At 62.3% G+C, this 26,884-nt stretch carries 30 protein-coding genes; 12 read left to right on the top strand and 18 right to left on the bottom strand.

Going from position 1 to position 26,884, the window contains the following annotated elements:
• Positions 1-4 precede the first annotated feature (4 nt).
• The 7 genes from JI748_RS15715 to JI748_RS15685 form a co-directional block, all read right to left on the bottom strand.
• Positions 5-2,119 (bottom strand): sodium-translocating pyrophosphatase, encoded by a 2,115-nt coding sequence (locus JI748_RS15715; RefSeq protein ID WP_201632798.1) that lies wholly within the window; start codon positions 2,117-2,119, stop codon positions 5-7.
• A 159-nt stretch (positions 2,120-2,278) separates the two neighbouring features.
• The gene (locus JI748_RS15710; protein WP_164532917.1) at positions 2,279-2,581 is read right to left on the bottom strand and encodes a YggT family protein; all 303 of its coding nucleotides are present in this window, start codon (positions 2,579-2,581) and stop codon (positions 2,279-2,281) included.
• Between the two features lie 67 nt (positions 2,582-2,648).
• Positions 2,649-3,257, bottom strand: coding sequence for a DedA family protein (locus tag JI748_RS15705; protein WP_201632796.1), 609 nt, complete (start codon positions 3,255-3,257; stop codon positions 2,649-2,651).
• A gap of 144 nt (positions 3,258-3,401) precedes the next feature.
• A complete protein-coding gene (typA, locus tag JI748_RS15700; RefSeq protein WP_164532919.1) occupies positions 3,402-5,216 on the bottom strand; it encodes a translational GTPase TypA in 1,815 nt (604 codons plus the stop codon).
• 224 nt (positions 5,217-5,440) lie between these two features.
• Positions 5,441-7,567 carry a putative bifunctional diguanylate cyclase/phosphodiesterase gene (locus JI748_RS15695; RefSeq protein ID WP_201632793.1) on the bottom strand — a complete coding sequence of 709 codons (2,127 nt, stop codon included), beginning with the start codon at positions 7,565-7,567 and terminating at the stop codon, positions 5,441-5,443.
• 87 nt (positions 7,568-7,654) lie between these two features.
• Positions 7,655-8,239 carry a chloramphenicol phosphotransferase CPT family protein gene (locus tag JI748_RS15690; protein WP_201632790.1) on the bottom strand — a complete coding sequence of 195 codons (585 nt, stop codon included), beginning with the start codon at positions 8,237-8,239 and terminating at the stop codon, positions 7,655-7,657.
• On the bottom strand, positions 8,240-9,463 hold the full coding sequence (locus JI748_RS15685) for an argininosuccinate synthase (RefSeq protein ID WP_201632788.1): 1,224 nt from the start codon (positions 9,461-9,463) through the stop codon (positions 8,240-8,242).
• A gap of 109 nt (positions 9,464-9,572) precedes the next feature.
• Between JI748_RS15685 and JI748_RS15680 the strand changes: the two genes are divergently transcribed.
• Both JI748_RS15680 and JI748_RS15675 read left to right on the top strand, forming a co-directional pair.
• The gene (locus JI748_RS15680) at positions 9,573-10,217 is read left to right on the top strand and encodes a LysE family translocator (protein ID WP_201632786.1); all 645 of its coding nucleotides are present in this window, start codon (positions 9,573-9,575) and stop codon (positions 10,215-10,217) included.
• Complete coding sequence (locus JI748_RS15675; protein WP_201632784.1) at positions 10,214-11,062, top strand: 23S rRNA (adenine(2030)-N(6))-methyltransferase RlmJ; 849 nt, start codon at positions 10,214-10,216, stop codon at positions 11,060-11,062. Before JI748_RS15680 ends, JI748_RS15675 begins: the two co-directional genes overlap by 4 nt.
• 107 nt (positions 11,063-11,169) lie before the next feature.
• On the opposite strand, the gene JI748_RS15670 is transcribed toward JI748_RS15675, so the two are convergent.
• From JI748_RS15670 to thpR, 7 genes are all read right to left on the bottom strand, one after another.
• A complete protein-coding gene (locus tag JI748_RS15670; RefSeq protein ID WP_201637431.1) occupies positions 11,170-11,514 on the bottom strand; it encodes a restriction endonuclease in 345 nt (114 codons plus the stop codon).
• A 29-nt stretch (positions 11,515-11,543) separates the two neighbouring features.
• The gene (gene rlmN, locus JI748_RS15665) at positions 11,544-12,752 is read right to left on the bottom strand and encodes a 23S rRNA (adenine(2503)-C(2))-methyltransferase RlmN (RefSeq protein ID WP_201632781.1); all 1,209 of its coding nucleotides are present in this window, start codon (positions 12,750-12,752) and stop codon (positions 11,544-11,546) included.
• Between the two features lie 175 nt (positions 12,753-12,927).
• Positions 12,928-13,050 carry a hypothetical protein gene (locus JI748_RS17525; protein WP_267911598.1) on the bottom strand — a complete coding sequence of 41 codons (123 nt, stop codon included), beginning with the start codon at positions 13,048-13,050 and terminating at the stop codon, positions 12,928-12,930.
• Positions 13,047-13,271 (bottom strand): amino acid transporter, encoded by a 225-nt coding sequence (locus JI748_RS15660; RefSeq protein ID WP_233280557.1) that lies wholly within the window; start codon positions 13,269-13,271, stop codon positions 13,047-13,049. Before JI748_RS15660 ends, JI748_RS17525 begins: the two co-directional genes overlap by 4 nt.
• 1 nt (position 13,272) lies before the next feature.
• Positions 13,273-13,776, bottom strand: coding sequence for an invasion associated locus B family protein (locus tag JI748_RS15655; RefSeq protein WP_201632768.1), 504 nt, complete (start codon positions 13,774-13,776; stop codon positions 13,273-13,275).
• 83 nt (positions 13,777-13,859) lie between these two features.
• Positions 13,860-14,381 carry an invasion associated locus B family protein gene (locus JI748_RS15650; protein WP_201632765.1) on the bottom strand — a complete coding sequence of 174 codons (522 nt, stop codon included), beginning with the start codon at positions 14,379-14,381 and terminating at the stop codon, positions 13,860-13,862.
• 207 nt (positions 14,382-14,588) lie between these two features.
• Positions 14,589-15,128 (bottom strand): RNA 2',3'-cyclic phosphodiesterase, encoded by a 540-nt coding sequence (thpR, locus tag JI748_RS15645; protein ID WP_201632762.1) that lies wholly within the window; start codon positions 15,126-15,128, stop codon positions 14,589-14,591.
• Positions 15,129-15,329: 201 nt separating this feature from the next.
• On the opposite strand from thpR, the gene JI748_RS15640 reads away from it, so the two are divergent.
• Entirely contained in the window at positions 15,330-16,055 is a 726-nt protein-coding gene (locus tag JI748_RS15640; protein ID WP_164532928.1) for a Bax inhibitor-1/YccA family protein, read from the top strand.
• A 74-nt stretch (positions 16,056-16,129) separates the two neighbouring features.
• Positions 16,130-16,627: a GNAT family N-acetyltransferase gene (locus JI748_RS15635; protein ID WP_201632759.1), complete on the top strand. Its 498-nt coding sequence runs from the start codon at positions 16,130-16,132 to the stop codon at positions 16,625-16,627.
• A 108-nt stretch (positions 16,628-16,735) separates the two neighbouring features.
• Here JI748_RS15635 and JI748_RS15630 read toward each other — a convergent pair whose 3' ends face one another.
• The 3 genes from JI748_RS15630 to acnA form a co-directional block, all read right to left on the bottom strand.
• Positions 16,736-17,122, bottom strand: coding sequence for a DUF2794 domain-containing protein (locus tag JI748_RS15630; protein WP_201637427.1), 387 nt, complete (start codon positions 17,120-17,122; stop codon positions 16,736-16,738).
• Positions 17,123-17,358: 236 nt separating this feature from the next.
• Positions 17,359-18,093, bottom strand: coding sequence for a DUF1223 domain-containing protein (locus JI748_RS15625; protein ID WP_201632756.1), 735 nt, complete (start codon positions 18,091-18,093; stop codon positions 17,359-17,361).
• 137 nt (positions 18,094-18,230) lie between these two features.
• The gene (gene acnA / locus JI748_RS15620) at positions 18,231-20,918 is read right to left on the bottom strand and encodes an aconitate hydratase AcnA (protein ID WP_201632753.1); all 2,688 of its coding nucleotides are present in this window, start codon (positions 20,916-20,918) and stop codon (positions 18,231-18,233) included.
• Positions 20,919-21,075: 157 nt separating this feature from the next.
• On the opposite strand from acnA, the gene ccmA reads away from it, so the two are divergent.
• The 6 genes from ccmA to JI748_RS15590 all read left to right on the top strand — a co-directional run bounded on the left by ccmA (position 21,076) and on the right by JI748_RS15590 (position 24,048).
• The gene (gene ccmA, locus JI748_RS15615) at positions 21,076-21,702 is read left to right on the top strand and encodes a heme ABC exporter ATP-binding protein CcmA (RefSeq protein WP_201632750.1); all 627 of its coding nucleotides are present in this window, start codon (positions 21,076-21,078) and stop codon (positions 21,700-21,702) included.
• A complete protein-coding gene (ccmB, locus tag JI748_RS15610) occupies positions 21,699-22,364 on the top strand; it encodes a heme exporter protein CcmB (RefSeq protein WP_201632747.1) in 666 nt (221 codons plus the stop codon). The genes ccmA and ccmB overlap by 4 nt, the downstream gene beginning before the upstream one ends.
• A 35-nt stretch (positions 22,365-22,399) precedes the next feature.
• Entirely contained in the window at positions 22,400-23,161 is a 762-nt protein-coding gene (locus JI748_RS15605) for a heme ABC transporter permease (protein WP_201632745.1), read from the top strand.
• Positions 23,158-23,304 (top strand): heme exporter protein CcmD, encoded by a 147-nt coding sequence (gene ccmD, locus JI748_RS15600; protein ID WP_233280554.1) that lies wholly within the window; start codon positions 23,158-23,160, stop codon positions 23,302-23,304. Before JI748_RS15605 ends, ccmD begins: the two co-directional genes overlap by 4 nt.
• Positions 23,304-23,837: a DsbE family thiol:disulfide interchange protein gene (locus tag JI748_RS15595; RefSeq protein WP_201632742.1), complete on the top strand. Its 534-nt coding sequence runs from the start codon at positions 23,304-23,306 to the stop codon at positions 23,835-23,837. Before ccmD ends, JI748_RS15595 begins: the two co-directional genes overlap by 1 nt.
• A 61-nt stretch (positions 23,838-23,898) precedes the next feature.
• Positions 23,899-24,048: a Flp family type IVb pilin gene (locus tag JI748_RS15590; RefSeq protein WP_201632739.1), complete on the top strand. Its 150-nt coding sequence runs from the start codon at positions 23,899-23,901 to the stop codon at positions 24,046-24,048.
• Between the two features lie 141 nt (positions 24,049-24,189).
• Here the strand turns inward: JI748_RS15590 and JI748_RS15585 are convergent, their stop codons facing one another.
• A complete protein-coding gene (locus JI748_RS15585; protein WP_164532936.1) occupies positions 24,190-24,378 on the bottom strand; it encodes a DUF1674 domain-containing protein in 189 nt (62 codons plus the stop codon).
• Positions 24,379-24,475: 97 nt separating this feature from the next.
• Between JI748_RS15585 and htpX the strand changes: the two genes are divergently transcribed.
• Positions 24,476-25,459, top strand: coding sequence for a zinc metalloprotease HtpX (gene htpX / locus JI748_RS15580; protein ID WP_201632736.1), 984 nt, complete (start codon positions 24,476-24,478; stop codon positions 25,457-25,459).
• A gap of 6 nt (positions 25,460-25,465) precedes the next feature.
• The gene (locus tag JI748_RS15575; protein ID WP_201632733.1) at positions 25,466-26,767 is read left to right on the top strand and encodes an RsmB/NOP family class I SAM-dependent RNA methyltransferase; all 1,302 of its coding nucleotides are present in this window, start codon (positions 25,466-25,468) and stop codon (positions 26,765-26,767) included.
• Positions 26,768-26,884 lie beyond the last annotated feature (117 nt).

Below are 26,884 nucleotides of genomic sequence, written 5' to 3'. Positions count from 1 at the left end.
GTAATCACACCCCCCAGCTCGCCAGCACGGCCAGCAACAGCAGGGCGACGATATTGGTGATCTTGATCATCGGATTAACGGCGGGGCCGGCTGTGTCCTTGTAGGGGTCGCCGACGGTGTCGCCGGTAACCGAGGCCTTGTGGGCGTCGCCGCCCTTGTGGTGGACGACGCCGTGCGAGTCGGTGAACCCGTCCTCAAAACTCTTCTTAGCATTATCCCAGGCGCCGCCGCCGGCGGTCATGGAGATGGCGACGAAGAGGCCGGTCACGATGACGCCCATCAGCATGGCGCCCAGGGCCGAAAAGGCATTGGCCTGGCCGGCAATCCAGAGGATGGCGAAGTAGACGACGATGGGCGACAGCACCGGCAAGAGCGACGGGACGATCATTTCGCGGATGGCGGCGCGGGTCAGCATGTCGACGGCGCGGGCATAGTCAGGCTTGGACGTGCCGGCCATGATCCCGACATCGGCCTTGAACTGACGGCGCACTTCCACCACCACGGCCTGGGCGGCGCGGCCAACCGCGGTCATTGACATGCCGCCGAAAAGGAAGGGCAGCAGGCCACCGAACAGAAGCCCGACCACGACATACGGGTTTGCGAGGTCGAAGTTGACCGTGAGATCGGTAAAATAGTGTTTGAGATCCTCGGTATAGGCGGCAAAGAGCACCAGGGCGCCGAGGCCCGCCGAGCCAATGGCATAGCCCTTAGTCACGGCCTTGGTGGTGTTGCCGACCGCATCCAGCGCATCGGTATTGTGGCGCACTTCCTTGGGGAGGCCGGCCATTTCGGCGATGCCACCGGCATTGTCGGTGACCGGGCCGAAGGCGTCGAGCGCGACGATGATGCCGGCGAGGGCGAGCATGGTCGACACGGCGATGGCAATGCCGAAAAGGCCACCCAGCGAATAGGTGACGATGATGCCGCCGATGATCACCAGCGCCGGCAGCGCCGTGGACTCAAGCGAGACGGCGAGGCCCTGGATGACATTGGTGCCATGGCCGGTCACCGAGGCTTCCGCGATGGAATTGACCGGGCGCCGATTGGTGCCGGTGTAATATTCGGTGATGACGATGATGAGGCCGGTAATCACGAGGCCGGTGACGCCGCACCAGAACAGCGACCAAGGCGTAAATGTTTTCGACGCGGTCTCGATCGCGACATTCATGTCACCGAACAACAGCCACAGCACCGGCAGCAGCACGACGAGCGAGAGCACGCCCGAGGCGATGACGCCCTTGTAAAGCGCGCCCATGATGTTGTTGTCGGCGCCGAGCTTGACGAAATAGGTGCCGATGATCGATGTGACGACGCAGGCGCCGCCGATCGCCAGCGGCAGCACCATGCCGATCAACTTATAGGCGTCCGGCAGGATGATGGCCGCGAGCACCATGGTGGCGACGATGGTGACGACGTAGGTCTCGAACAGGTCGGCGGCCATGCCGGCGCAGTCGCCGACATTGTCGCCGACGTTATCGGCGATGGTCGCGGGATTGCGCGGATCGTCTTCGGGAATTCCGGCTTCGACCTTGCCCACCATGTCGCCGCCAACATCGGCGCCCTTGGTGAAGATACCGCCGCCGAGGCGGGCGAAGATCGAGATCAGCGAAGCGCCAAAGCTTAAAGCCACCAGCGCGTCGATGACGGTGCGGCTGGTCGGGTCAAAGCCCATGCCGGTGAGGATCAGGAAATAAAGCGTGACGCCGAGAAGACCGAGGCCGGCCACAAGCATGCCGGTGACGGCGCCGGACTTAAAGGCAAGGTCGAGGCCACGGGCGAGCGAACCGACGGCGGCCTGGGCGACGCGCACATTGGCGCGCACCGAAACATTCATGCCGATAAAGCCGGCAGCGCCCGACAGCACCGCGCCGATCAAAAAGCCGACGGCCGCATAGGGCCCGAGCAGGAAGAAGGCGGCAATCAGGATGACGACGCCGACAATGGCGATGGTGGTATATTGCCGCTTGAGATAGGCCGAGGCGCCCTCACGCACGGCCGCCGAGATTTCCTGCATGCGGGCCGAACCGGCGTCGGCGCGGAGCAGGGTTTGGGTTGTCAGAATGCCATAGACGATAGACAGGCCGCCGCACAGGACGATCAGCCAAAGTGCCAGATCCATTGATCAAGTCCCCGAAAAGTTTCCTCCGAGGGACCCGCAACCGGCCGGCTGGGTCTAAGCGCCCATAACCGCCCCGCCCTCCATCGGGCCCCTTCCGGGGTCGAGGATGGCTGGGATTTTGTGGTTAGGCAATGCTTATTGCGGTGATTTGTCGCAGGCCTAGATGCCGGCGCGCACCACGGCCGGATAGGCGTAGTAGCCGATGATCGACTGAAGGAAGAAGATGATCAGGAAAGCGATCAGCGGCGAGAGGTCGAGGCCCGAGAAATTGGGCATGAAGCGGCGGATCGGCCCGAGCACCGGCTCGGTCAGCTGATTGAGGACGCGCCAGACCGCGGCCACGAACTGATTGCGCGTATTGATGACGTTGAACGAGATCAGCCAGCTCATGATGATCATGATGAGCAGCACCCACCAGTAGAGCTGGAGGAGGATCAGGATGATATCAAGCACGGCGCGCATGGGCGTCTCCGGATGGGGAATGCGGCTTATCTAGGGTCTGGCGCGGCTTGCGGCAAGTGGGCGGGCGTCAGGCGCGCGCCTTGCTCGGCTTCCAGGTGATGACCTTGAAGAGGTAGAGCACGACGACGAGGCCGAGGACGAGGTAGCTCAGCGGATCGAGCACGACCTCGATGACCTCGTAATGCTCGTGCAGGAGATAGCCTGCCAAGGTCAGGAAGGTGTTCCAGATCAGCGCGCCAGCCGTCGAGGCGAGGAGAAAGACCGGGAGGCTCATGCGTGAGAGGCCGGCGGGGATCGAGATCAGCGTGCGGATCAAGGGGATCAGGCGGCCGAAAAGGACTATGACGGGTCCGAAGCGCTTGAACCAATGGACGGCAGTGTCGATCTCATCGGCATTGAAGGCCATGACGCGGCCAAAGCGATCAGCCAGATAGCGAACGCGGTCGAGCCCAAAGAAGCGGCCGGCAAAATACCAGGGCAGCATGCCGACCACCGCGCCGAATGTCGCCGTGGCGATGACTCCGAAAAGGTTGAGATCGCCATTGGCGGCGGCAAAGCCGGCAAAGGGGATGATGAGTTCGGACGGGATCGGCGGAAAGATAGACTCCGCCAGCATGACCAGGAAAATGCCCAGATATCCGAGTTCGGAAATGGTCTGGATGATCCAGTCGGTCATGCGTGGCTCCTCAAGCACTGAATGTCACCCCGGCGAAGGCCGGGGCCCATCCTGGGGTCTACTCACGTTCGGTGAACGTTGGGTTATCTCAGGATGGATCCCCGCCTGCGCGGGGATGACACCGTGCGTGTGGAGGCAGTCAGCTTAGGCCGACTTGGCGGCGCGGCTCATGCGCTTGCGGTCGTTGGGGTCGAGCCAGATCTTGCGCAGGCGGATCGACTTGGGGGTCACTTCCACATACTCGTCTTCGGCGATGTAGCCGAGGCTCTGTTCCAGCGTCAGCTTCTTGGGCGTGGTCAGGCGCACTGCTTCGTCCTTGGACGTGGTGCGGATATTGGTGAGCTGCTTGCCCTTGAGCGCGTTGACCTCGAGGTCGTTCTCGCGGGAATGCTCGCCGATGATCATGCCTTCATAAATGTCGACGCCGGCGTCGATCATGATCGGACCACGATCTTCGAGGTTCCAAAGGGCAAAAGCGACAGACTGGCCGGTGCCGTTGGAGATCAGGACGCCGGTGCGGCGGCCCGGGAGCTCGCCCTTGAACGGCACGAAGGAGTGGAACAGGCGGTTGAAGATCGCCGTGCCGCGCGTGTCGGAGAGCAGTTCCGGCTGGTAGCCGATCAGCGAACGGGTCGGGACCAGGAGCTGGATGCGGGTGCGGCCAACGCCAGACGGACGCATGTCGGTGAGCTCGCCTTTGCGCTCGGTAAGCTTCTGGACGACAGCGCCGGTGAATTCATCATCGACGTCGATGATGACCTCTTCTACCGGCTCCAGCGTTTCGCCATTCTCTTCCTTGAACAGCACCTTGGGGCGACCAATGGTGAGTTCGAAGCCTTCACGGCGCATGTTTTCGATCAAGACAGCGAGCTGAAGTTCGCCGCGGCCGGCAACGTCGTACGAGTCGTTGTCGTCGCCCGGGGTCACGCGGATGGCAACATTGCCTTCGGCTTCGCGCATCAGGCGTTCGCGGATGACGCGGGACTGCACCTTGTCGCCTTCGCGGCCGGCCAGCGGGCCGTCATTGATGCGGAAGGTTACCGACAGGGTCGGGGGATCGATCGGCTTGGCTTCGATGGGCTTGGTGACCGAGGTGGCGCACAGCGTATCGGCCACGGTTGAGGTCACAAGACCGGCAATGGCGACGATGTCGCCGGCTTCGCCGATATCGACCGGGGTGCGTTCAAGGCCACGGAAGGCCAGGACCTTGGAGACGCGGCCCTTTTCGACTTCCTTGCCTTCACGGTTGAGCGTGTGGATCGGATCGTTCGCCTTGACCGAACCGGAAGTGATGCGACCGGTGAGGATGCGGCCGAGGAAGGGGTTGCGCTCGATGGTGGTGACGAGCATGCGGAACGCGCCCTCTTCCACCTGCGGCTCGGGCACGTGTTCGATGACCTTGTCGAGCAGTGGTCCAAGGTTTTCCTTGGGGCCTTCGGGCTCCATCGCCATCCAGCCCTGCTTGGCGGAGCCGTAGAGGACCGGGAAATCGAGCTGTTCGGGCGAGGCGTCGAGGGCGATGAAGAGGTCGAAGATTTCTTCGAGCACTTCGAGGTGGCGCTCATCGGCCTTGTCGATCTTGTTGATGGCAACGATCGGGCGCAGGCCCTGGGCCAGTGCCTTGCCGAGCACGAACTTGGTCTGCGGCATGGGGCCTTCGGCGGCGTCGACGAGGATCACCACGCCATCGACCATCGAGAGGATGCGCTCGACTTCACCGCCGAAGTCGGCGTGGCCGGGCGTGTCGACGATGTTGATGCGCGTGTCTTTCCAGAGCAGCGAGGTCACCTTGGCGAGAATGGTGATGCCGCGCTCGCGTTCGATGTCGTTGCTGTCCATGGCGCGTTCTTCGACGCGTTCGTTTTCGCGGAAAGAGCCGGATTGCTTGAGCAGCACGTCGATCAGCGTGGTCTTGCCGTGGTCAACGTGAGCAATGATGGCGATATTGCGCAGGGACATAAGTGTGATCAGCCTCGATTGGCATGATCCGTAAAACCACCCCAGGCGCTATTGCGGATGGGCGGGCAAGGACAAACCATGCGGTATGAATATGCCGGAGCGAATACGCACAAGCCCGGCAGGGTCGCGGGCTGCATATAGCAGAGGGGCGTTTTGCACAAGATCGCTATGCGCAGAGGGGGAATGCGTCTGGGAACGTGATGATCGCGCACGTCACCTTCGGCTCACGACGCCTTCCTGCGCGTCTGCTTTTTGGCGGCGTCGGAATGGAGCAGGTTGGCCAAGGCGGCGGGCTGGAGCGGCGGGGAGAACAGGAAGCCCTGGACTTCGGATACGCCATGGGCGCGCACGATGGCCAGTTGCTCTTCGGTTTCGACGCCTTCGGCTGTGGTGGTCATGCCCAGGGCCTGGCCGAGGCCGATAATGGCCTTGATGATCGCCTGACTATCGGCCCTTGTGGCGATATCGGCCATGAAGGATCGATCCACCTTGATCTTGTCGAAAGGGAAGCTGCGCAAATAGCTTAGCGATGAGTAGCCGGTGCCGAAATCGTCCATCGAGATGCGGACGCCCATGGCGCGAAGCTCGTGCAGCGCGGCGATGGTGCTTTCGCTATCCGTCAAAAGCAGCGACTCGGTGATTTCAAGTTCAAGCCTTGTGGGCTCGAGCTTGGCGGCAGTCAGTGCCGCCTTGACCTGTGCGACGAGATTTTTCTGCCGGAACTGCACCGGCGAGAGGTTTATGGCGATGCGCACATCGCCCGGCCAGGATGCGGCGGCAAGGCAGGCCTGCTGCAGAACCCACTCGCCGATCGGCACGATGAGCCCGGTTTCCTCGGCCACCTGGATGAACTCGACCGGCGAAATGGTGCGGTCGTCGTGATCCCAGCGCAAAAGGGCCTCGACGCAGGTGACTCGGTTGTTTTCGAGCCCGAGCAGGGGCTGGAACATCAGCCGCAACTCATTGCGGCTCATCGCAAGGCGCAGGCCGGCCTCGATGGAGCGGCGCTGCTGCAGCTCGGCATCCATGCCGGTTTCAAAGAAATGGTAGGTCGAGCGGCCTTCGGACTTGGCCTTGTAGAGCGCCAGATCGGCGTTCTTGACCAGCTGGTCGGTGGTGGTGCCATCTCCCGGGCCTACGGCGATACCGACCGAGGCGCCGATCTCGATCTGCTGGCCGCCGATATTCATGGGCGTGCGCATGGCCTTGACGATGCGATCGGCAACACGGGCTGCCGCGTCGATGCCATCGATCGGGCGGAGCAGCAGCGCGAATTCATCGCCACCGAGGCGGGCCAGAAGATCGGTTTCGCGCGTCGTGCCCCAGAGGCGGACGGCGGCCTGCTTGATCACCTCGTCGCCTACGGCATGGCCAAGCGTATCGTTGACGGCCTTGAAATGGTCGAGGTCGATATAAAGCACCGCAGCCATCTCGCCCCGGCCGAGCGCCGCTTCGGTCTTGGCCATCTGTTCCAGGAATTCGATGCGATTGGGCAGGTCGGTCAAGGCGTCGTGGCGGGCGAGATGCTGAATGCGCGCCTCGGCCTGTTTCTGCTCGGTAATGTCCTCATGGGTCGAGACCCAGCCGCCATCCTTCATCGGATGATGCTGCATCAGAATGGTGCGGCCATTGAGCTCGTGGATGTTCTTGCCGAATTCGCGGCGGGCGATCACCTCGCGGCGCCAGGCGATATATTCCTCCTTGGTACCACCCGCTTCCATGCCGACTTCGAAAAGGTGACCCAGAATATCCTCGAGCTGGGTGCCCGGGCGCAGCAGGTTGACGGGCAGGTTGTAGATGCGGGCATAGGGCTCGTTGCAGATGACCAGGCGCCCCAGCGCATCCATCATGCAAAGGCCAATGGAGATATTGTTGACCGCCGCATCGAGCCGGATGTTTTGCCGCTCGAGTTCCATCTTGCGCTTCTGCACAATTTCAGCGCGTGCGATCTCGTCCGTGATGTCCTCATGGGTCACCACCCAGCCAAGCTGGTCCGAATAAACATTGGCGGTTTCAATGATGCGATTGCCGACCGCGAGTTCCTGGCTCTTGGTGCGGGCGCCGGCCTTGTTGTTGAGCAGCTGGCTCGTGTAATGCTCGTAGAAGGCTTCGGCCGTTTGCCCCGGATGGTTGCCGAGCCGGACGGAGAGATGGACGATATCCTCCAGTGTCATGCCGCGGTGAATGGCGTCTTCGGAGAAGCCGTAGAAGTCCCGGTAATGCTTGTTCCACATGACGAGGCGGAACTGCGGGGACCACACGCAAAAGCCATAGGGGATGTTTTCCAGCGCCGCATCGAGCAGCAGCGTCTCGGCAACCTCACCCATAGAGCCGGCGTCTTCCGACCGCATTGAACCCCCCAACAGTCCAAGAGCCGTTCCTGGCCTGGGCTTGGAAGCTAGTGTGACAGGTTTAACACGCAATTAAATGGCAAAGGTTCAATCGATTTCGGCGGCCGCAAGGCGAGACCCGATAAGCGCGGCCCCGGCTTCGGGCGAAAGCACGCTCGTGTCGAGTTCCAGATCGTAGGTCTTGCCGGCGTGAACTGCCTCCTGCCAGAGGGCTACCGGCGCAGGTACGCCCTGTCCGGCGGCGTAGAACCCACCCTGCGGATCGGCATTGCGACGCGCCATGATGACGTCGATCGGGCATAGAACGCCCACGACCACCAGCCGAGGACCTGCCAGTCTCTGTTGCATCAGAATGTAGGGATCGAAAGGCCGTGAATAGCTGCTGTGAAGCCCCAGGTCCGCGACCACATCGAAGCCTGTCTCGGCGTAAGCAAGCAGCGCTGCGAAGTAGACGCCGTAAAGTTTTTCGACCTCCGGTTCGAGATCGGGACGTTCACCGCCTGGCCGCAAGCCGATGCCCGGAAGCAGCGAAGGCGGCAAGGTCTTGTTGAAGGCGTCAACGCCCCAGATCACCCATCGGCCTGGAGCGCTGGCCTGGAAGGCATGAGCCAGGCTCGACTTGCCCGAGCGCGGCGCCCCATTGAGGATGACGACGCGCCCAGGCTTTTGCACTTAGCCTTGAGCCTTGGCGTTACGCGCCGCCCAGGTTTTTAGGCGCAGACCGTTGAGACGAATGAAGCCTTCCGCGTCGTGGTGATCATAGGCCACAGCGCCTTCTTCGAAGGTCACAAGGTCCATGTTGTAGAGCGAGTGCGGCGAGGAGCGGGAAATGACGTTGGCCGAGCCCTTGTAGAGCTTCACCTGCACCTCGCCCGACACATAGGTTTGCGACTTGTCGATCAGGGCCTGCAGCATTTCGCGCTCGGGCGAATACCAGAAGCCGTTATAGATCAGCTCGGCATATTTGGGCATCAGCTCATCCTTAAGATGCGCTTCGCCACGATCGAGCGTGATGGATTCGATGCCACGGTGTGCCGCCAGCAGGATCGTGCCGCCAGGGGTCTCGTAGAGGCCGCGCGACTTCATGCCGACGAAGCGGTTTTCGACAAGGTCGAGCCTGCCGACGCCATGCTTGCCACCGAGCTCATTGAGCTTGGTCAAAAGCGCTGCCGGCGACAGCTGTTCGCCATCGATGGCGACCGGATCGCCCTTTTCGAAACTGATGGTGATGATCTCGGCCTGGTCCGGCGCCTTTTCCGGGTCGGTCGTGCGCTGGGCGACATAGTCCGGGAAGGGCACGGCCGGGTCTTCCAGCACCATGCCTTCGGAAGACGTGTGCAGCAGATTGGCGTCGACCGAGAACGGGGCTTCGCCACGCTTGTCCTTGGCGATCGGGATCTGGTTCTGCTCGGCATAGGTAAGGAGCTGGGTGCGCGAGCGGAGGTCCCATTCGCGCCACGGGGCGATGACCTTGAGGCCAGGCATCAGCGCATTGGCGGTGAGCTCAAAGCGAACCTGGTCATTGCCCTTGCCGGTGGCGCCATGGGCGATGGCATCGGCGCCGGTTTCGCGGGCAATCTCGACCAGATGGCGCGCGATCACGGGGCGGGCAATGGAGGTGCCGAGAAGGTACTGGCCTTCGTAAAGCGCATTGGCGCGGAACATCGGGAACACGAAATCGCGCACGAATTCTTCGCGCAAGTCGACGATGCGGATGTCCTTGATGCCGAACATCTCCGCCTTCTTGCGTGCGGGATCGAGCTCTTCACCCTGCCCGAGGTCGGCCGTGAAGGTCACGATCTCGGCCTGGTAGTGCTCCTGCAGCCATTTCAGCATGATGGAGGTGTCGAGCCCGCCCGAATAGGCCAGCACGATCTTCTTGATGTCATTCGCCATGGTGTTCACGCTTGTGCAAAGGGGCGCCAGGGCCCGTCAAATCGGGCGCACCCTAGTCAGGACCGGGCATTGGTGCAATTGTCCGGCCCAAGATTCTTGAGCCACAACCATGCCCTTCGTCCCCGACCTGCCCGTCATCCTCGCCTTTGCCCTGGCCACGGTGATCCTCGCCATCACCCCCGGTCCCGACATGGCGCTGCAGCTCAGCCGCGCCGTCAATTACGGACGGCCGCATGGGCTGGCGGCAATGTTCGGCGCGATGGCGGGCATAGTCGTGCACACGACGCTCGTCGCCTTCGGCATTTCGGTTCTGATCGTTGCAGCGCCGCCTTTGTTTCTGGCGCTCAAGATCGCTGGGGCGCTTTATCTCCTGTGGCTTGCCTATGGCGCAATCACGCAGGGCGGCGGTTTGCGCATTGCCGCGGCGGCGCCAAGGGTACCATCGGTGCGGCAGAGTTTTGCGACCGGGGTTGGGATCAACCTGCTTAATCCCAAGGTCGTCCTCTTCTTCATGACCTTTTTGCCCCAATTCGTGGATGCTCACGATCCGGGCGCCACCGGCAAACTGTTCTTTCTCGGCTTTGAGTTCGTCTTGATTTCGATCCCGCTCGGTCTCGTCACTGTGCTGGCTGCCGACTGGCTGGCTGCAGCCTTCAAGCGGTCGATCTGGGTCGAACGCGCACTGAACTGGAGCTTCGCCGCAATCTTCACCGCCTTCGCCGCCACCATCCTGACCGCGCAGGCTCGGCATTGAATTATCGTCACGCCTTCCACGCCGGTAATTTCGCGGACGTCGTCAAGCACACGATCCTCACCCGAATTCTTGCCTATCTCATGCGCAAGGAGGCCGCTTTCCGGGTGATCGACACCCATGCCGGTGTCGGGATCTACGACCTTTTCGGCAACGAGGCCGAACGTACGGGCGAGTGGCAGGACGGCATCGGCCGTTTGATTCACGTGAAACTTCCCGAGCCTGCCGCCGCTTTGCTCGAGCCCTATCTGGCCTCGGTGCGCGCGCGAAATCCGAATGGCACGCTGCGCTACTATCCCGGTTCGCCCATGATCACCCGGCAGCTGCTGCGCGAGCAGGACCGGCTCATGGCGCTGGAACTGCATCCGGGCGACGCCTGGGCACTCAAGAAAAACTTTGCCGACGACTTTCAGGTCCGTGTCACCAATCTCGACGGCTGGGCAGCCCTGGGCACCCATCTGCCGCCAAAGGAAAAGCGCGGACTGGTGCTGGTCGATCCACCCTTCGAGGAAAAGGGCGAGTTCACCCGCATGGTATCGAGCCTCGAGAAAGCGCATGCCCGTTGGCCCGGTGGTATCTATGCCTACTGGTACCCGATCAAAGAATGGGCCGAAGTCGAAGTCTTCGTGAAAGCGCTCAAGGCAACCGGCATTCCCAAAATCCTGCGCATCGAGCTGACCATCCGGCCTGCTTCGCAACCGGCACGGCTGCACGGCACGGGAATGATCGTCGTTAACCCGCCCTTTGTGCTGGAAGAAGAAATGCGGACGGTGCTGCCGGTGCTGGCAGAAATCCTCGGTGAGGAAGATCGCGGCCGTTGGTCGGTGAGCTGGATCGCTGGCGAGTGAGCCCTGAGACCTCATGGTGAGCTTGTCGAACCACGAGGTCGGATACGCAAATCGTGCCACGACCTCGTCCTTCGACGGGCTCAGGATGAGGTCTACTGATAAGTTGGCTAAGTCCGATCCTTGCGCGCCGTACGCCGACCCTTGGTCATCCGCGTGGGAGCGTGAAATCCGGGTGGCTTGGTTTTGACCCAGGCGATGAATTCGGCAAGTTCGGGATCGCTGCGCAGGCTTTCGACATCGGCCAGGCGTTTGGCCAGTTCGGTTTCCGAGAACCGGGCATGGATGGCGCTGTGGCAGATCTGGTGGAGGCGCACCGTGCCCTTGTGCGTCCCACCCTTGAGGCGCGGCGTCAGGTGATGTCGGCTGGATTTCGCATCAGGCGGGATCGGACGTTCGCAGAGCGGGCAGATATCGGGCGCGCGGCGGGCTGCTGCCGCTTCTGCGGCGGCGATGGCCTCGTCGACGCGGCGTTGCGAGGGCTTCACAGCGCCAGGATCGCCTCGCGGTCCTTTTTGCTCAAGCGTTCGGACTCGCTCTTGAGCTGGCCGCAGGCGGCAAAAATGTCGCGGCCACGCGGCGTACGAACCGGCGAGGCATAGCCGGCGCGATTAACGATATCGGCAAAGCGCTCGATGCGCGAGGAAGGCGAGGTGCCGTAGTTCGACCCCGGCCAGGGGTTGAACGGAATCAGGTTGATCTTGGCGGGGATGCCGGCCAGCAAGCGCACCAGCTCCTTGGCTTCGGCATCGCTGTCATTGATGCCGTCGAGCATCACATATTCGAAGGTAATGCGGCGGGCGTTGGAAAGACCCGGATAATTGCGGCAGGCGTCAAGAAGCTCGGCGATCGGCCATTTTTTGTTGATCGGCACCAGCACGTCGCGCAGGTCGTCGCGCACGGCATGCAGCGAAATGGCGAGCATGACGTCGATCTCGCGGCCGGTCGGCTCGATATAGGGCACGACGCCAGAGGTCGAAAGCGTGATGCGGCGCTTGGAAATCGACATGCCGTCGCCGGCCGAAGCGATCAGCAGCGCCTGCTTGACGTTGTCGTAATTGTAGAGCGGCTCGCCCATGCCCATCATCACGATATTGGTGATGGCGCGAGACTCGCCGCCTGGCACGAGGCCACCGTCGGCGGGTCGCGAACCGCCCGGGAAATCTCCAAGACGCTCGCGCGCCATCATGATCTGGCCGAGAATTTCGCCAGCCGTCAGGTTGCGGACGAGCTTTTGCGTACCGGTGTGGCAGAAGGAGCAGGTGAGGGTGCAGCCGACCTGTGAGGAGACACAAAGTGTCCCGCGGTCACTTTCCGGGATGTAGACGGTTTCGACTTCTACCGCCGGCATATTGGGGTTTTGCGGATCGCGGAAGCGGAACAGCCACTTGCGGGTGCCATCGACCGAAATCTGCTCGGACGCAATTTCGGGCCGGTCGAGAATGAAGGTATCAGCAAGCTTCTGACGCACGGGTTTGGCCACATTGGTCATGCGGTCGAAGTCGGTCACGCCATTGACGTAAAGCCAGTTCCAAAGCTGGCTGGCGCGCATCCGACCCTCTTTTTCGCCGACCATGTCATGGCCCACCAGCGCCTGCGCCAGGTCCGCCTTGGAAAGACCGATAAGCGACGGCCGCGCCGAGGAGGCAGGACGAAGGGCGGTCGAATGGTCAAGGTTCAGCGCAATGCTCATGGCAGGCACAAAGGTCCGGATGATCGGGGAGTGACGAGGCCAATAGCATATGGTGCGCGAAAGCGCAAAGCGTCGAGCCGTCACGAAGGGCTGATCGCTCCAGGGGAGCGATCAGAGGCAAGAAGGCCAAGAGAGCTGTGCTCGAATGGCCGTTCCTGCGGGAAGCGGATCTGCGTTATTCGCCGGGTGCAGGATGGCGAGGCTTTTTCGGCCGATCGAGCGTGGTCGCCCACCAGGCGATAAATCCAACTCCGGCAAAAAAGACGCCATAGCTGAGCAGGAGCATGGGATCCGTCATTCTTCCAACCCTCCTAGAATTTGTCTCGCCAGCAAATGTAGGCCGATACTTGCCAAGATACAACCAAACACCAGAACGGGAACGATCGACGATGTCGGCCCGCTCAGCGTCATCGACACCACCGGCGCAAAACCACCAACGCCCAGTACGGCCATGCCGACGCCATTAAGATACGTCGCCGTCAACTTCCGCTGCTCGTTTCGGACCAGCTTGTTGCTCACCTCAGCATTCGGCGCCGACGGCTTGCTGCGCGGCGGTGGCGCCGGATAGCGAATAGGTCTGGGTGACGCTGGTGCCGTCCGCCGCCGTGCCGGTGACGACAAGCGTCGAGCCGGCGCGGATGGCAGCTGCAAGGTTTGCAGCCTGCCCTGCATCGTCGAGCCAGGCGGCGTCGCCCTGGGTGAAGAGGGCAAAGGTTTGCCCGCCAACATTGGCCGTGGCGACCGATCCGGTCTGGAAGGTGTAGCCGGCAACCACATTGAACTCGCCAGCAACGTCTTCGCCGGGCCGGTCGGTGACATAAAGATAGGCGTCGCCCAGGCCAGCCGGTTCGGGTGCGGTCGTTTTCGGCCGGCTCATGGCAAAGCAGATGTTGCCCGAACCGTCATCGGCGGCATAGCTCGACCAATCGCGGAAATCTCCAAGTACGCGCGCTGATTGCGCTTGGACCGGCAGCGCTGCCGCAGCGGCAAGAAGAAGTGCGAGGCTGAGCGATTTGTGGATCATGGAGGCGAGCTCTTAAATAGAGAAAGGGCGACGGGCAGGACCCGGCGCCCAGTTATGGCGTTTGCGGCGTGGGCGACAAGCCCTTACTTGCAGGCCGCGTCGATGGCGTTGACTGCGGCTGTGGCACCGGACAGGGAATAGGTATCCACCGTATTGGTTCCGCGCTGCGAGGTGCCGCGCACCACCATCTGCGATCCGCCCTTGAAGGCTTGGACGAAGCCGGGCTCGTCGGCATTGGAAGCCAGCCAGGCGGTCGAGTCGCGCGCAGCCATTGTGTAGCTCTTGCCGTCGATGGCGACCGAAGCCTTGGCGTCAGAACTGTTATAGGGGTAGCCGATCTGGGTCTGGACTTCGTTCTTGGAGCCCATGCCCTTGCGATGGACGATCAGGAACTTGATCGGGTCGCGATTGGCGCCGGAGGGTTCGCTCGACTGCGGCTCGCCGATGATGAAGCAAAGCTGCCCGCTCTGATCAGTCGCGGTATAAGCCGACCAGGCATTGAAGGTGCCAAGCTCGGTCGCCTGCTGCGCTTGGGCGGCGGGCGCCAGAGCCATGACTGAAGCGACCGCAAGCCCGAAAAGGAGGCCGGTGGTTTTCGTCGTCATCGCCAATTCATCCTCTAAATAAAAAGCTTAGGAGACTGCCTGCCCGCACAGTGCCCCAACATGGTTACCAAGACGTCAAATCCCGCCGGCCTTGACCGTATTTGCCTCAAATGAAAGCCAAACGCGGCGGCATTTGGGCACCAAGCATGTGTCGGTCCCCGGTTTCGGCCGGAACGGTAAAGGAAGCGCTAACAAGGGCGTGAGAGATCATGAGGAGAGCGGGTAGGTCTCTTCGATGACGTAGGGTCCGCCGCCCGTGGACTCGCGGCTCGAGTAGAGGACGAAATGGGCCGGGACGAAGCTCAGCGGCTCGAACATGGCCGCTTCGGCGATAAAGCGGGCAAGTTCTTCGGCCGACGTGCCGCGCAGCCGGGCAAGCGTCACATGGGGCACAAAGCGCCGGCCTTTGGGCTCGATGCCGGCGCGTTGCAGCACGCGTTCCTGCGCCGATTGCAGCCTTGAAAGCGCCTCGGACGGCTCGACACCGGCGAAAAGCGCCCGCGGCTTGTCGCCGCCAAAACTGCCCAGATGTGTGAGCCGGACCGCAAAGCGCAGGGAGTTGGAAAGCCGGTCTAAGCTGTCGACCACGTCATTGGCGGTCTGTGCATCGACGTCGCCGATGAAGCGCAAGGTGATGTGGTAATTTTCCGGATCGATCCAGCGCGCCCCCGTCAGCCCACCGCGCTTCAGCGACAGGGCAAAGCCGAGATCGGGTGGGATTTCAAGACCGGTAAAGAGCCGGGGCATGGTTTCCTCCCTGGCGGCAGGCGCACGATTCGTCGCTTGAGCCTAGCACAGCGAGCCTAACGGACCAGTCCACCGTGTCGCAGGCGGCCATTAATCCTTGTCATTGGGCAATACCGTCCCCATATTCACCAGCAAGTGGCAGTGCCAATGCCCACCGGCGGTAACAAGACCGCAAGTTCATTTGGGAAAGGGAACCAAAGAATGGCTGAATATGACCGTCAGACCCTCGGTGCGCGGGCCGGCTCGGCCTTGGCCATCGACGAGGGCCTTCGCAGCTATATGCTGCGCGTTTACAACTACATGGGCGTCGGCCTCGTTGTCACGGGCCTTGTCGCCTATTTCACTAGCCAGTGGGCTCTGTCGAGCCAGGCCAATGCCGAACTGCTTTATGGCAGCCCGCTCGCCTGGGTGATCATGCTGGCTCCGCTGGGCTTTGTCCTGGTGCTGAGCTTTGGCATCAACAAGCTTTCCGTGCCTGCCGCGCAAGCCGTATTCTGGGCCTTCGCGGCCGTCATGGGCCTGTCGCTGAGCTCGATCTTCCTCGTTTATACCGGCGCTTCCATCGCCAAGGTGTTCTTCATCACGGCCGCAACGTTCGGCGCGATGAGCCTTTACGGCTACACCACCAAGCGTGACCTCACCGGCATGGGCAACTTCCTGATGATGGGCCTCATCGGCATCATCATCGCCTCGATCGTGAACATCTTCATGGGCTCGACCATGCTCGATTTCGCGATCTCGGTACTGGGCGTGCTGATCTTCACCGGTCTGACCGCCTATGACACCCAGAAGATCAAGGAAAGCTATTCGGAGCACTATGGCGCCGACGTCATGGCCAAGAACGCCATCATGGGCGCTCTGAGCCTCTACCTCGACTTCATCAACCTCTTCATGATGCTGCTCCGCCTCTTCGGCAACCGCGAGTAATATTGGCCTAAAATTGGTTGGACGACCAATCGGACCGCAGCCTAAAAGGGCTGCGGTCTTTTTGTTGGTCTGCCATGTCCGATTTTGTTCTTCGCCCCTTCCAGTGGTCCGACGTCCCGGCGATCACGACGATCTACCGGCACTATGTCGACCACACCGCCATTACCTTCGACACCGAAGCGCCGGGCGAGGAAGCGATCGCCGAAAAGTATGCGGGACTCAAAAGGCTCGGCCACCCGCTGATCATTGCCGAGCGCGAAGGGCGGACCGTGGGCTATGCCTATGCGAGCTTTTACCGTCCCCGGGCGGCGTACCGCTTTACCTGCGAAGACTCGATCTACCTCGATCCCGAGGAAAAGGGCCGCGGCATCGGTAAGGCGCTTCTGACCGAATTGCTGGAGCAGTCGCGCGCCTTTGGCTTCAAGCAGATGCTGGCCGTGATCACTGCCGACACCGCCAACTCGATCGCCATCCACGAAAAGTTCGGGTTCAAGCGCGTCGGCTATTACGAGGCCGTGGGACTGAAGTTCGACCGCTGGCACGACATCGTGCACCTGCAGCGCGCGCTGTAATTAGATGAGACCTCATGGTGAGCTTGTCGAACCACGAGGTCGGGCACTCAGTGGCTGCGACCTCGTCCTTCGACAGGCTCAGGATGAGGTCTAGGAGAGGCAGCCTAGCTAGCCGACCACCATCAGATCGGGATCGAGCACGCGCAGCACCTGCGCGAGGTCGTGGCCGCGTTTGAGGACGCGGCCCTGCTGGTTGGTGACCATGAACTGGCCCTGCCGATTGCGCAGCTTGGGGTTCTTCTCCACGACGAAAAGCGGGCGTTCGGAAACGCGAGCATAGATCGAGAACAGCGCCCGATCCTTGAGGAAGTCCATGGCATAGTCGCGCCAGTCGCCGGAGGCGACCTTGCGGCCATAGACCGAAAGGATCAGCATCAGCTCACGGCGCTCGAAGGCGACGACGGGAGGCGCCGGACGCGCTGGTTGCGGTTGTGGTTCACCCACATGCACGAGGGAAAGATTAGCCTTCGATGGATCTGGTGGAGCCTGCAAAATGGCCCTCTACTCTGTCACGACACAGTCATGATCGACCCATTCAGTGGCGAAAACAAGGGTGGAAAATTCCCCATTTCGGTCACGCTTTGCTCGTGATCACGCCAGAATGAACGATCAGGTTTGATCTATCGGCAGCCGGGCATCTGAGCCCCCAAACCTGAAACCCGGTTGCCGACAGCCTCCAATAGAGTCAAGTCGCCCGCTCCCTGCCCCCAAGGAGCGGGCTCTTTTTTGCGCTAGAACTCGTAGACGGCAGCACCCAGGATCGGACCCGGCATGCCGTTGCGTTCCTGCTGCACGAGGAGGGCGAAGCCGCCATTGTCCTGGCCGCGAAGCTCGGCAAGCGGCAGCTTGATCTGGGCGCCAGTCTTGGCCTCCCACATGCCCAGCATCTGCCGGTCGGTGACCACCTGCGTATAGACCATGGCCTTGCCCGCATTCTCGCCGCTGTCGATATCGACCTTGGCGCGATCGAGGTAGCGGACCAGCCAGATCCCGGCATCGCCCAGCCCGGCATCGGCGGGAATGCCGATCTTGAGCATGTCACCGTGCTTTTCCATGGTCAGCGCCAGCGGCAGCTGCGCCGAGGCAACGGCGTCCTGTACTTCGTCGCGGCGTGAGCCGACGACGCCCTCCTCGCCATTGATCACCATTTGCGGGGTAAAGATGCTGGAGGACCCCCAGCTCTTGGCATAGCCGCGCTGGCGATCGGAAAAGGCGGGGGCGGCAAAGGTGTCTTGCCAGCCGATATAGTCCCAGTAGTCGACATGATAGGCCAGGGCCACCACATCGTCGCGACCGGCAAGGCTGGTCAGCATCGCGTCCGCCGGCGGGCAGGAAGAACAGCCCTGGCTTGTAAAAAGCTCGACCACGGCCTTGGGCTCGCCCCGAAGCGTTTCCGCCCCGGCTGAGGCAGGATGCAGAAGCGCGGAAGCGCCAGCGATTAAGGCAAAAACGGGGCGGCTAAACATGGGGATGTTGTAGGCCGGAGAAGTTAAGACGGGCTAGTCAAAAGCGGGTGAGACCCCATTTTCCTAACTCCATCACAGAAATGAAAATGGCGGCCCCTGCGGACCGCCACTTCGTTTTCAAAACATGTAAGCGCTGCTTACGCGGCGACGAGGCTGCGCAGCACGTAGTGGAGGATGCCGCCATTCTTGAAGTAGTCGAGTTCGTTGGCCGTATCGATGCGGCAGCGGGTTTCGACATTGCGCACCGAGCCATCGGCGCGGGTGATCTTCACGTTGACGACGGCGCGCGGCACGATGGTTTCGACATTGAGGATGTCGACCGTTTCGGTGCCATCGAGGCCAAGGCTCTGCCAGCTGTCGCCGTCCATGAACTGCAGCGGGATAACGCCCATGCCGACGAGGTTGGAGCGGTGGATACGCTCAAAGCTCTGCGCGATCACGGCCTTGACGCCAAGGAGATTGGTGCCCTTGGCGGCCCAGTCACGCGAGGAGCCGGTGCCATATTCCTTGCCGGCAAAGATCACGAGCGGCGTATTCTGCTGCTGGTAGGCCATGGCCGCGTCGTAGATCGCCATCTGCGAGCCGTCGGGCCCGAGCGTGTAGCCGCCTTCGACGCCATCGAGCATCATGTTCTTGATGCGGATATTGGCAAAGGTGCCGCGCATCATGACTTCATGATTGCCGCGACGAGCGCCATAGGAGTTGAAGTCCTTGGGCGCGACCTGATGCTCCATGAGGTACTTGCCCGCCGGTGTGCCCGACTTGAACGAACCGGCCGGGGAAATGTGGTCGGTGGTGATCGAGTCGAGGAAGAGCGCCAGAACGCGAGCCGAGACGATATCGGTGACCGCCTTTGGCTCCATGGTCAGGTCTTCGAAATAGGGCGGGTTCTGCACATAGGTCGAACCGCCGTTCCAGCCATAGGTCTCGCTGCCTTCGACAGCGATGCCCTGCCAGTGCTCATCGCCCTTGAACACGTCCGAATAGCGCGATCGGAACATGTCGGCATTGACGTGCTGGCGCACGATCTCGGCGATTTCGTGGTTCGAGGGCCAGATGTCCTTGAGATAGACCGGCTGGCCGTTCGAACCGGTGCCGAGCGGCTCGGTGGTGATGTCGACATTGAGCGTGCCGAGCAGCGCATAAGCGACGACGAGCGGCGGGGAAGCGAGGTAATTGGCGCGCACGTCGGGGTTCACGCGGCCTTCAAAATTGCGGTTGCCCGAGAGCACCGAAGCCGCGACGAGGCGCTTTTCGTTGATGGTGTCGGAAATGGCCTGCGGCAGCGGGCCGGAATTGCCGATGCAGGTGGTGCAGCCATAGCCCACGAGGTTGAAGCCGATGGCGTCAAGATCGTCCTGGAGGCCGGCGGCGGTGAGATAGTCGGTGACCACCTGCGAGCCGGGGGCCAGCGAAGTCTTGACCCAGGGCTTGGAATTAAGGCCCAGCGCCCGCGCCTTGCGGGCAACGAGACCGGCGGCGACGAGCACCGACGGGTTGGACGTATTGGTGCAGGAGGTGATGGCGGCGATCACCACCGAACCATCGGTGATGGTATAGTCGGCATCCTTGACCGCAGCGTCGGTGAAGGGCGCGATGTCGTCGCCACGGCCGGCGGAAAGATCAGGCAGCGCTTTGAGGAAGGCCGGGGTGACATCCTTGAGCGCCACGCGGTCTTGCGGGCGCTTGGGACCCGAGAGCGAGGGCACGACGGTCGAGAGATCGAGCTCGAGAGTGGACGTAAAGGTTGGGTCTTCGCTGTCCGTGGTGCGGAACATGCCCTGCGCCTTGGAATAGGCTTCGACCAGCGCCACGCGGTCGGCATCGCGGCCGGTGGTGGCGAGGAACTTCAGAGTGTCGGCATCGACCGGGAAATAACCGCAGGTGGCACCATATTCGGGTGCCATGTTGGCGATGGTCGCCTGGTCTTCGAGCGAAAGGTAATCAAGGCCGGGGCCGAAGAACTCGACGAACTTGCCGACCACGCCCTTCTTGCGCAGCATTTCGGTGACGGTCAGCACGAGATCGGTGGCGGTGATGCCTTCGTTGATCTTGCCGGTGAGCTTGAAGCCGACGACTTCGGGGATCAGCATGGTGATCGGCTGGCCGAGCATGGCAGCCTCGGCTTCGATGCCGCCGACGCCCCAGCCGAGCACGGCCATGCCGTTGACCATGGTCGTGTGCGAGTCGGTGCCCACGAGTGTATCGGGATAAGCGACGGTTTCGCCGTCCTCTTCCTTGGTCCAGACGGTCTGGGCCAGGTATTCGAGGTTCACCTGATGGCAGATGCCGGTGCCGGGAGGGACGACGCGGAAATTGTCGAAGGCCGACTGGCCCCAGCGCAGGAATTCGTAACGTTCGCCATTGCGTTCATATTCGAGCTCGACATTCTGCTCGAAGGCCAGCGGCGTACCGAAATTGTCGACCATCACGGAGTGGTCAATGACGAGATCGACGGGCACAAGCGGATTGATCTTTTGCGGATTGGCGCCGAGCTTGGCGGTGGCGTCGCGCATGGCGGCGAGGTCGACGACGGCGGGAACGCCGGTGAAATCCTGCATCAAGACGCGGGCCGGGCGGTAGGAGATTTCGTGGTCGGACGTGCGCTCGACCAGCCAGGTGGCGACGGCCTGAATATCGGCCTTGGTAACGGTGCGGTTGTCTTCAAAGCGCAAGAGGTTTTCGAGCACGACCTTCATCGAGCCGGGCAGGCGCGAAACGCCGGTCAAGCCGTTCTTTTCCGCTTCGGCGATGGAGTAGTAAGTGTAGGTCTTGCCACCCACCGTCAATGTGGACTTGGATTTGAAGCTGTCTACAGAAGTCACTTGGCTCCGCCCTTTGCTGCTCGAAACACAATGCTTTCGGGCGGTGGGGCCGATCGAAAGTCATGCGTTTTCTGGAATGTTTCCAATCTCTAAGGGCTTATAGTCAATCGCGGGAGGCCTTGCCAGTTCTACCTTGGCTCCAATACGAGATGGGGTCATGACCCAAGGGCAAGTCTATTCCCCCCTATCGCTGCACACCCAAGGGCTTGCCGTGGGCCGTGGCGAAACGATGCTGGCGCACGGTCTGGCGCTGGACGTTGCCGGTGGCTCGGGGCTCCTGCTGCGGGGGCCGAACGGGGCCGGCAAATCGACGCTGCTGCTAACGCTGGCGGGTCTTCTCGCGCCGATCGAGGGCACGGTAACGATAGAGGGTCATGATCCGGACGACGGCCCTGCCCTCCACTATTGCGGCCATCGCAATGCCGTGAGAGCCAGGATGACGGTGCGGCAAACGCTGGGCTTTTGGGCAGCGCTCAACGGCCATACCGGCTTGGCTGCGGATGCGGCGCTGGACCGCGTCGGGCTCGGCAAGACCGCAAAACTCGATGCCGGCTACCTGTCGGCGGGCCAGCAGCGACGGCTGGTGCTGGCGCGGCTTTTGGTGTCACGTCGCCCGCTGTGGCTGCTCGATGAGCCGAGTGCCGCACTGGACGCGGATGGACGCGTGTTGCTGGCAGATTTGCTGAGCGCCCATCTGGCCGAAGGTGGGCTTGCGGTCATCGCCACCCATGACGATATCGCGGTTTCCTCGCTCACGACATTGCAGCTGGGAGCCACGCCATGACCGGCTTCCTGAGCGTCATCCGCCGCGACCTCCGCCTCGCTTTTGCCGGTGGCGGCGACGTTCTAACCCTGCTCCTGTTCTTCATCATCGTCGGCGCCATCGTGCCCTTTGCCGTCGGCCCGGACCAGGAACTGCTGTCGCGCATTGCGCCGGGCGTGGTCTGGATCGCGGCATTCTTGTCGATGCTCCTGGGGCTGGACCGCCTGTTCCGCCCCGATCTCGAAGACGGCACTCTTGCCCTCTATCGCCTTGCCGATCTGCCGCTGTCCGCAGTGATTGCCGCAAAAGTGATCGTCCAGTGGCTGACCTCGGCCCTGCCGCTGATCGTCGCCTCGCCCTTCCTCGCCGTAATCCTCGCCATGGATCTCGACACCTTCTGGCGCACGGTGCTCTCACTGCTTCTCGGCACCCCTGCCCTAGCGGCATTCGGTGCCTTCGGGGCCGCGGTGACCGTTGCCATACGCCGCGGCGGTCTCCTGGCGCCGATCCTGATCGCGCCTCTCTGCGTGCCGGTCCTGATCTTCGGCATCGGCGTCATCGCGCCGTTGGGAGGACCGAGCCAAGGCAATGCGGCGACGCTCTTTCTTGCGGCACTCAGTCTCATGGCGCTGGCACTCTCTCCCTTTGCTGCCGCGCTTGCGATAGCGTGGGGGGAGGAGTAGAGCGCTTCCGAGGGAAGCAAGGGTTAGCGGCGAAAATGACGGTTGAGACCACACCCAAAATGAGCTGGTGGAACCGGCTGGCCCATCCCGGCCAGTTCGTCCAGTGGACGCGGCCGCTGATCTGGCCGCTGGTTGCCCTGACGGCGCTACTGTTTGCGGCAGGCCTCTACTTTGCTTTCTTCAATTCGCCGGCCGACTACCAGATGGGTGACACGGTGCGCATCATGTATGTGCATGTGCCCACCGCCTGGCTCAGCCAGTTCGTCTACGGAACCATGGCGGTTTCGGCGCTTGGCACCCTGGTCTGGCGCCACCCCATGGCCGACGTGTCGATGAAAGCCGCCTCGCCGCTTGGCGCTGCCTTCACCGCGATGGCGCTCTTCACCGGCTCGCTTTGGGGTCGACCGACCTGGGGCACGTTCTGGGAATGGGACGGTCGCATGACCTCGACCCTCATTCTCCTCTTCATCTACCTCGGCATCGTCGCGCTGTGGCGCGCCTTCGACGACCAGCTCAAGGCCGCGCGCATCGTTGCGATCTTTACCCTCGTTGGTGCGGTCAACGTGCCGATCATCAAGTTTTCCGTTGATTGGTGGTCGACGCTGCACCAGCCGGCCAGCGTCTTTACTGCCGACGGACCCAGAATGCCGGGCTCGATCCTGACGCCGCTTTTCGTCATGTTCTTTGCCTTCACCTTCCTCTTCATCACGCTGCAGCTCGTGGCCATGCATACCGAGGTCAAGCGCCGCCGGGTGATGACGCTGGAGCGCAAGGCTGCCCGGGGGGATGCCGCATGATCGAACTGGGCCAGCATGCCGAATTCATCATCGGCGCCTATTGCGGCGTCTTTCTCGGCGTCGCGGCACTGATCGGCTGGACCATTTTAGATGCCCGCCGCACCGCGGCACGGCTGCTCGAGCTTGGGGACAAACGCCCTTGATGCGTTATCTTCTCTTCGCGCTGCCGCTTTTGGCTTTGATCGGGCTGGTCGCCGTTTTTGCCACCTCCATCGACCGGGACGCGAGCCTTGTGCGCTCGGTATTGATCGACAAGCCGGCGCCGCAGTTTAGCCTAGCGGCGGTGGATGGCATCGATGTCCCCGGCTTTGACACCGCGTCGCTTCAGGGCGCGCCGACCCTGGTCAATGTCTTTGCTTCCTGGTGCATTCCCTGCCGCGACGAGCATCCACTGCTCGAAGCGGTAAAAGCTGAAACCGGCATTCGTCTTTTCGGCATCAACCATTCCGATGCGCCGGAAAATGCCGTGGCCTTCCTTGCCGAACTCGGCAACCCTTACGATGCCATCGGCGCCGATCGCGATCGCCGCGTCTCCATCGACTGGGGTGTCTATGGCGTGCCCGAGACCTTTTTGGTCGATCGGAGCGGCACCATCGTCTTCAAGCATGTGGGCCCGCTGACGCCGCAGACGATCGAGACCGAAGTGCTCCCCGCCATCGCAAAGGCGCAAAGCTAGGCCATTCACCTCCTGTTCAGGATTGCTTGTGCATCTTGGACCTATGCGGTCGAGTAAGCCTATGTTGTTGCGCGTATTGCGAAAACTGTTGCGAGACGAGACCGGCGTCAGCGCCGTCGAGTATGCTCTGATTGCTGCCATCGTAACGGTGGTGACGACCTTTGCCGTGTCTGCGGCGGGCTTCAATATTACCGATATTTTGCCGGGGTGAGCCGGGGAACCTCATGGTGAGGTGCGCAGCGAAGCGCAGCCTCGAACCACGAGGTGGGCGAGTGGAGGCCCGGTGCCACGCCCTCGTCCTTCGAGACGCTTCGCTCCTCAGGATGAGGGCTACCCCGGCACAGCAGCCACCTCAAAAATCGCTCGTCAGCCCCTTGATCTCCCAATCGCCGTAGCGGCTTGGCTCGAGCCCGCCGCGGCCACCCTTTTCCTTGGGCGCCATGGCAGTCGCGGCATCGATCTCGCGGCGGCGCTGTTCGGCTTCCTCCAGCGCTCGCTGCGCTGCGGGGGACAACACCTTGGCCTGGCTTTCCTCGTCCATCGCTGTCGCTCCATGACAATTGGGGGTGCCCGCTTGCGCGGAACTCGGTGACGCACAACATAGTTCGTCAAGAGATTCAACCCAAGGGGCACAACCCATGTTCAACGGCATGCGCACCTTCGTTCTTCTGGCCGGCATGACCGCGCTGTTCATGGTGGTCGGCTATTTTATCGGCGGCACCAGCGGCATGTTCTTGGCGCTGGCTTTTGCCGCCGCGACCAACGTCTTTGCCTTCTGGAACTCCGATAAGATGGTGCTGCGCATGCAGAATGCCGTCCCAGTCGAGCGCTCGCAGGCGCCCGAGCTCTATGACATGGTCGATGTCCTCTCCAAGCGGGCCGGCATTCCGACCCCGGCGGTCTATGTGATCCAGTCCGAACAGCCCAACGCCTTTGCCACCGGCCGTGACCCCAACAATGCCGCCGTCGCCGTCTCCTCGGGCCTCTTGCGGCAGCTCCAGACGCGCGAAGTCGCCGGCGTCGTTGCGCACGAATTGGCGCACATCAAGAACCGCGACACGCTGACCATGACCATCACCGCGACGCTGGCAGGTGCCATTTCAGCGCTGGCCCAGTTCGGGCTGTTCTTCGGTGGCGGCAACAATCGCGACAATCCGCTGGGCGGCATCGGTGCGCTGTTGATGGTGTTTCTGGCCCCGCTCGCCGCCATGGTCGTGCAGATGTCGGTGAGCCGCACGCGCGAATACGAGGCCGATGCCGATGGCGCGGCCATTTCCGGCGATCCGCTGGCGCTGGCTTCGGCGCTCAACAAGATCGCAACGCTTGCCGGCCGTCAGGTCAATGTTGCGGCCGAGCGCAACCCGGCCATGGCGCATATGTATATCATCAACCCCCTGTCGGGGCAGCGAATGGACAACCTCTTTTCCACCCACCCCGATACCGGCAATCGCATTGCCGCGCTGCAAAAGCTTGCAGCCGAGATGAGTGTGGACGATAAGGGCCGCCGGCCCCAGCCCCGTCCGCGCAGCCCCTCCGTTGGCAGCGATATCGGCGGCGGCTGGCGCGTGCCGACCGTGGGGCGCACCGAAGACGATGGCGGTGCGCGCGGTCCCTGGGGATAGATATACGTGGCGCAACGCAGCGATCCGGCGGGGCTAAAGCTCCGCCTTGCCGCCGCCCAACGGCTCCGTGCCGTTTTGGGCGGCGAACATTTTTCACCTTTGTCTGCGGCCGAGCTGCCCGATGGCCGCGATCGTGCGCTCGCCAATCGGCTGATCACCACCGCCCTGCGCCGCCACGGCCAGATCGACTTCATGATGCGCGACCTGCTCGACAAGGGCATGCCGGCAAAATCGGGTAGCTTTGAAGCCGTCTTGCGCCTGTCTCTGGCGCAGCTCGTGTTCCTTCCCGATCTTGGCGCCCACTCGGCGCTGTTTCTTGCCGTCGAAGCCATCAAGCGCGATCCCAAGGCGCGCCATCTTTCGGGCTTGATGAACGCAGTCTTGCGCAAGGCCCAGGGAAATTCCGCGCGCTATGGCCTCCTTGAAGACCGCATGCTGCTGCCGCCCGAGCTGAGCAATGGATGGCGCGCGGCCTACGGCGCTGAGGCGGTGCAGCACTTCACCGATGCCTTGGTCGCCGGCGCGCCGCTCGACCTCACGCTGCGCGATGATGACGCGGAGCTGATCGAGGCACTCGGCGCTGAGCGGCTGAGCGGCGACACGGTGCGCGTGGAAAGCCGAGACCGCCCGGTCGATGCCCTGCCCGGCTATGCCGAAGGCCGCTGGTGGGTGCAGGACGTGGCCTCCGCCATTCCAGCCCGCCTGCTCCGCCTGCCGGAGGAGAGCACCGTTCTCGATCTTTGCGCCGCGCCGGGCGGCAAGACGGCGCAGCTGAGCAAAGCCGGCTACAAGGTCACCGCGCTCGATAGCGATGCCGTCCGGCTCGAGCGGCTGCGGAGCAACATGGCGCGGCTTGGCTATGAGCCGGATGTCGTGGAGGCCGACGCTGCCCATTATGCGCCGCAAACGCTGTTCGACGGCATCCTCCTCGATGCCCCCTGCTCCGCCACCGGCACTTTCCGCCGGCATCCGGAAGTGCTGTGGCACCGGTCTGCCAATGACATTGCCGGCCGTGTGCGGTTGCAACGTTCGCTGCTCAGCAACGCCCTGCGCTCGCTGAAACCCGGTGGCACGCTGATCTATTGCGTCTGCTCGCTGGAAGCGGCCGAAGGCGAGGACCAGGTGCAATGGGCGCTCGACGCCTTGCCGGAGCTCGAACTTTCCCCGGTTCGCGCCGATGAACTCCCCGGTCTTCCCGGCGCCGTCAGTGCCAAGGGCCTCGTCCGCACTCACCCCGCCATGCGGCCGGGTGAAAGTGATGGGGGAATGGACGGCTTCTTCGTGGCGCGATTCACGCGAAAGGGTTAAGCCTTTCCTAACGCATTGCGCACAAAATCCGCATTGTCGTTGAAGGGCTTACACTTGGCTTCGCTGGGAAGGCGGCGCCACGAGGGACAGTATAAGTGAACTTGACCGGCATGAGAC

Source organism: Devosia rhizoryzae (assembly GCF_016698665.1).
Lineage (GTDB): Bacteria > Pseudomonadota > Alphaproteobacteria > Rhizobiales > Devosiaceae > Devosia > Devosia rhizoryzae.
This window is presented reverse-complemented; position numbering and strand designations above follow the sequence as displayed.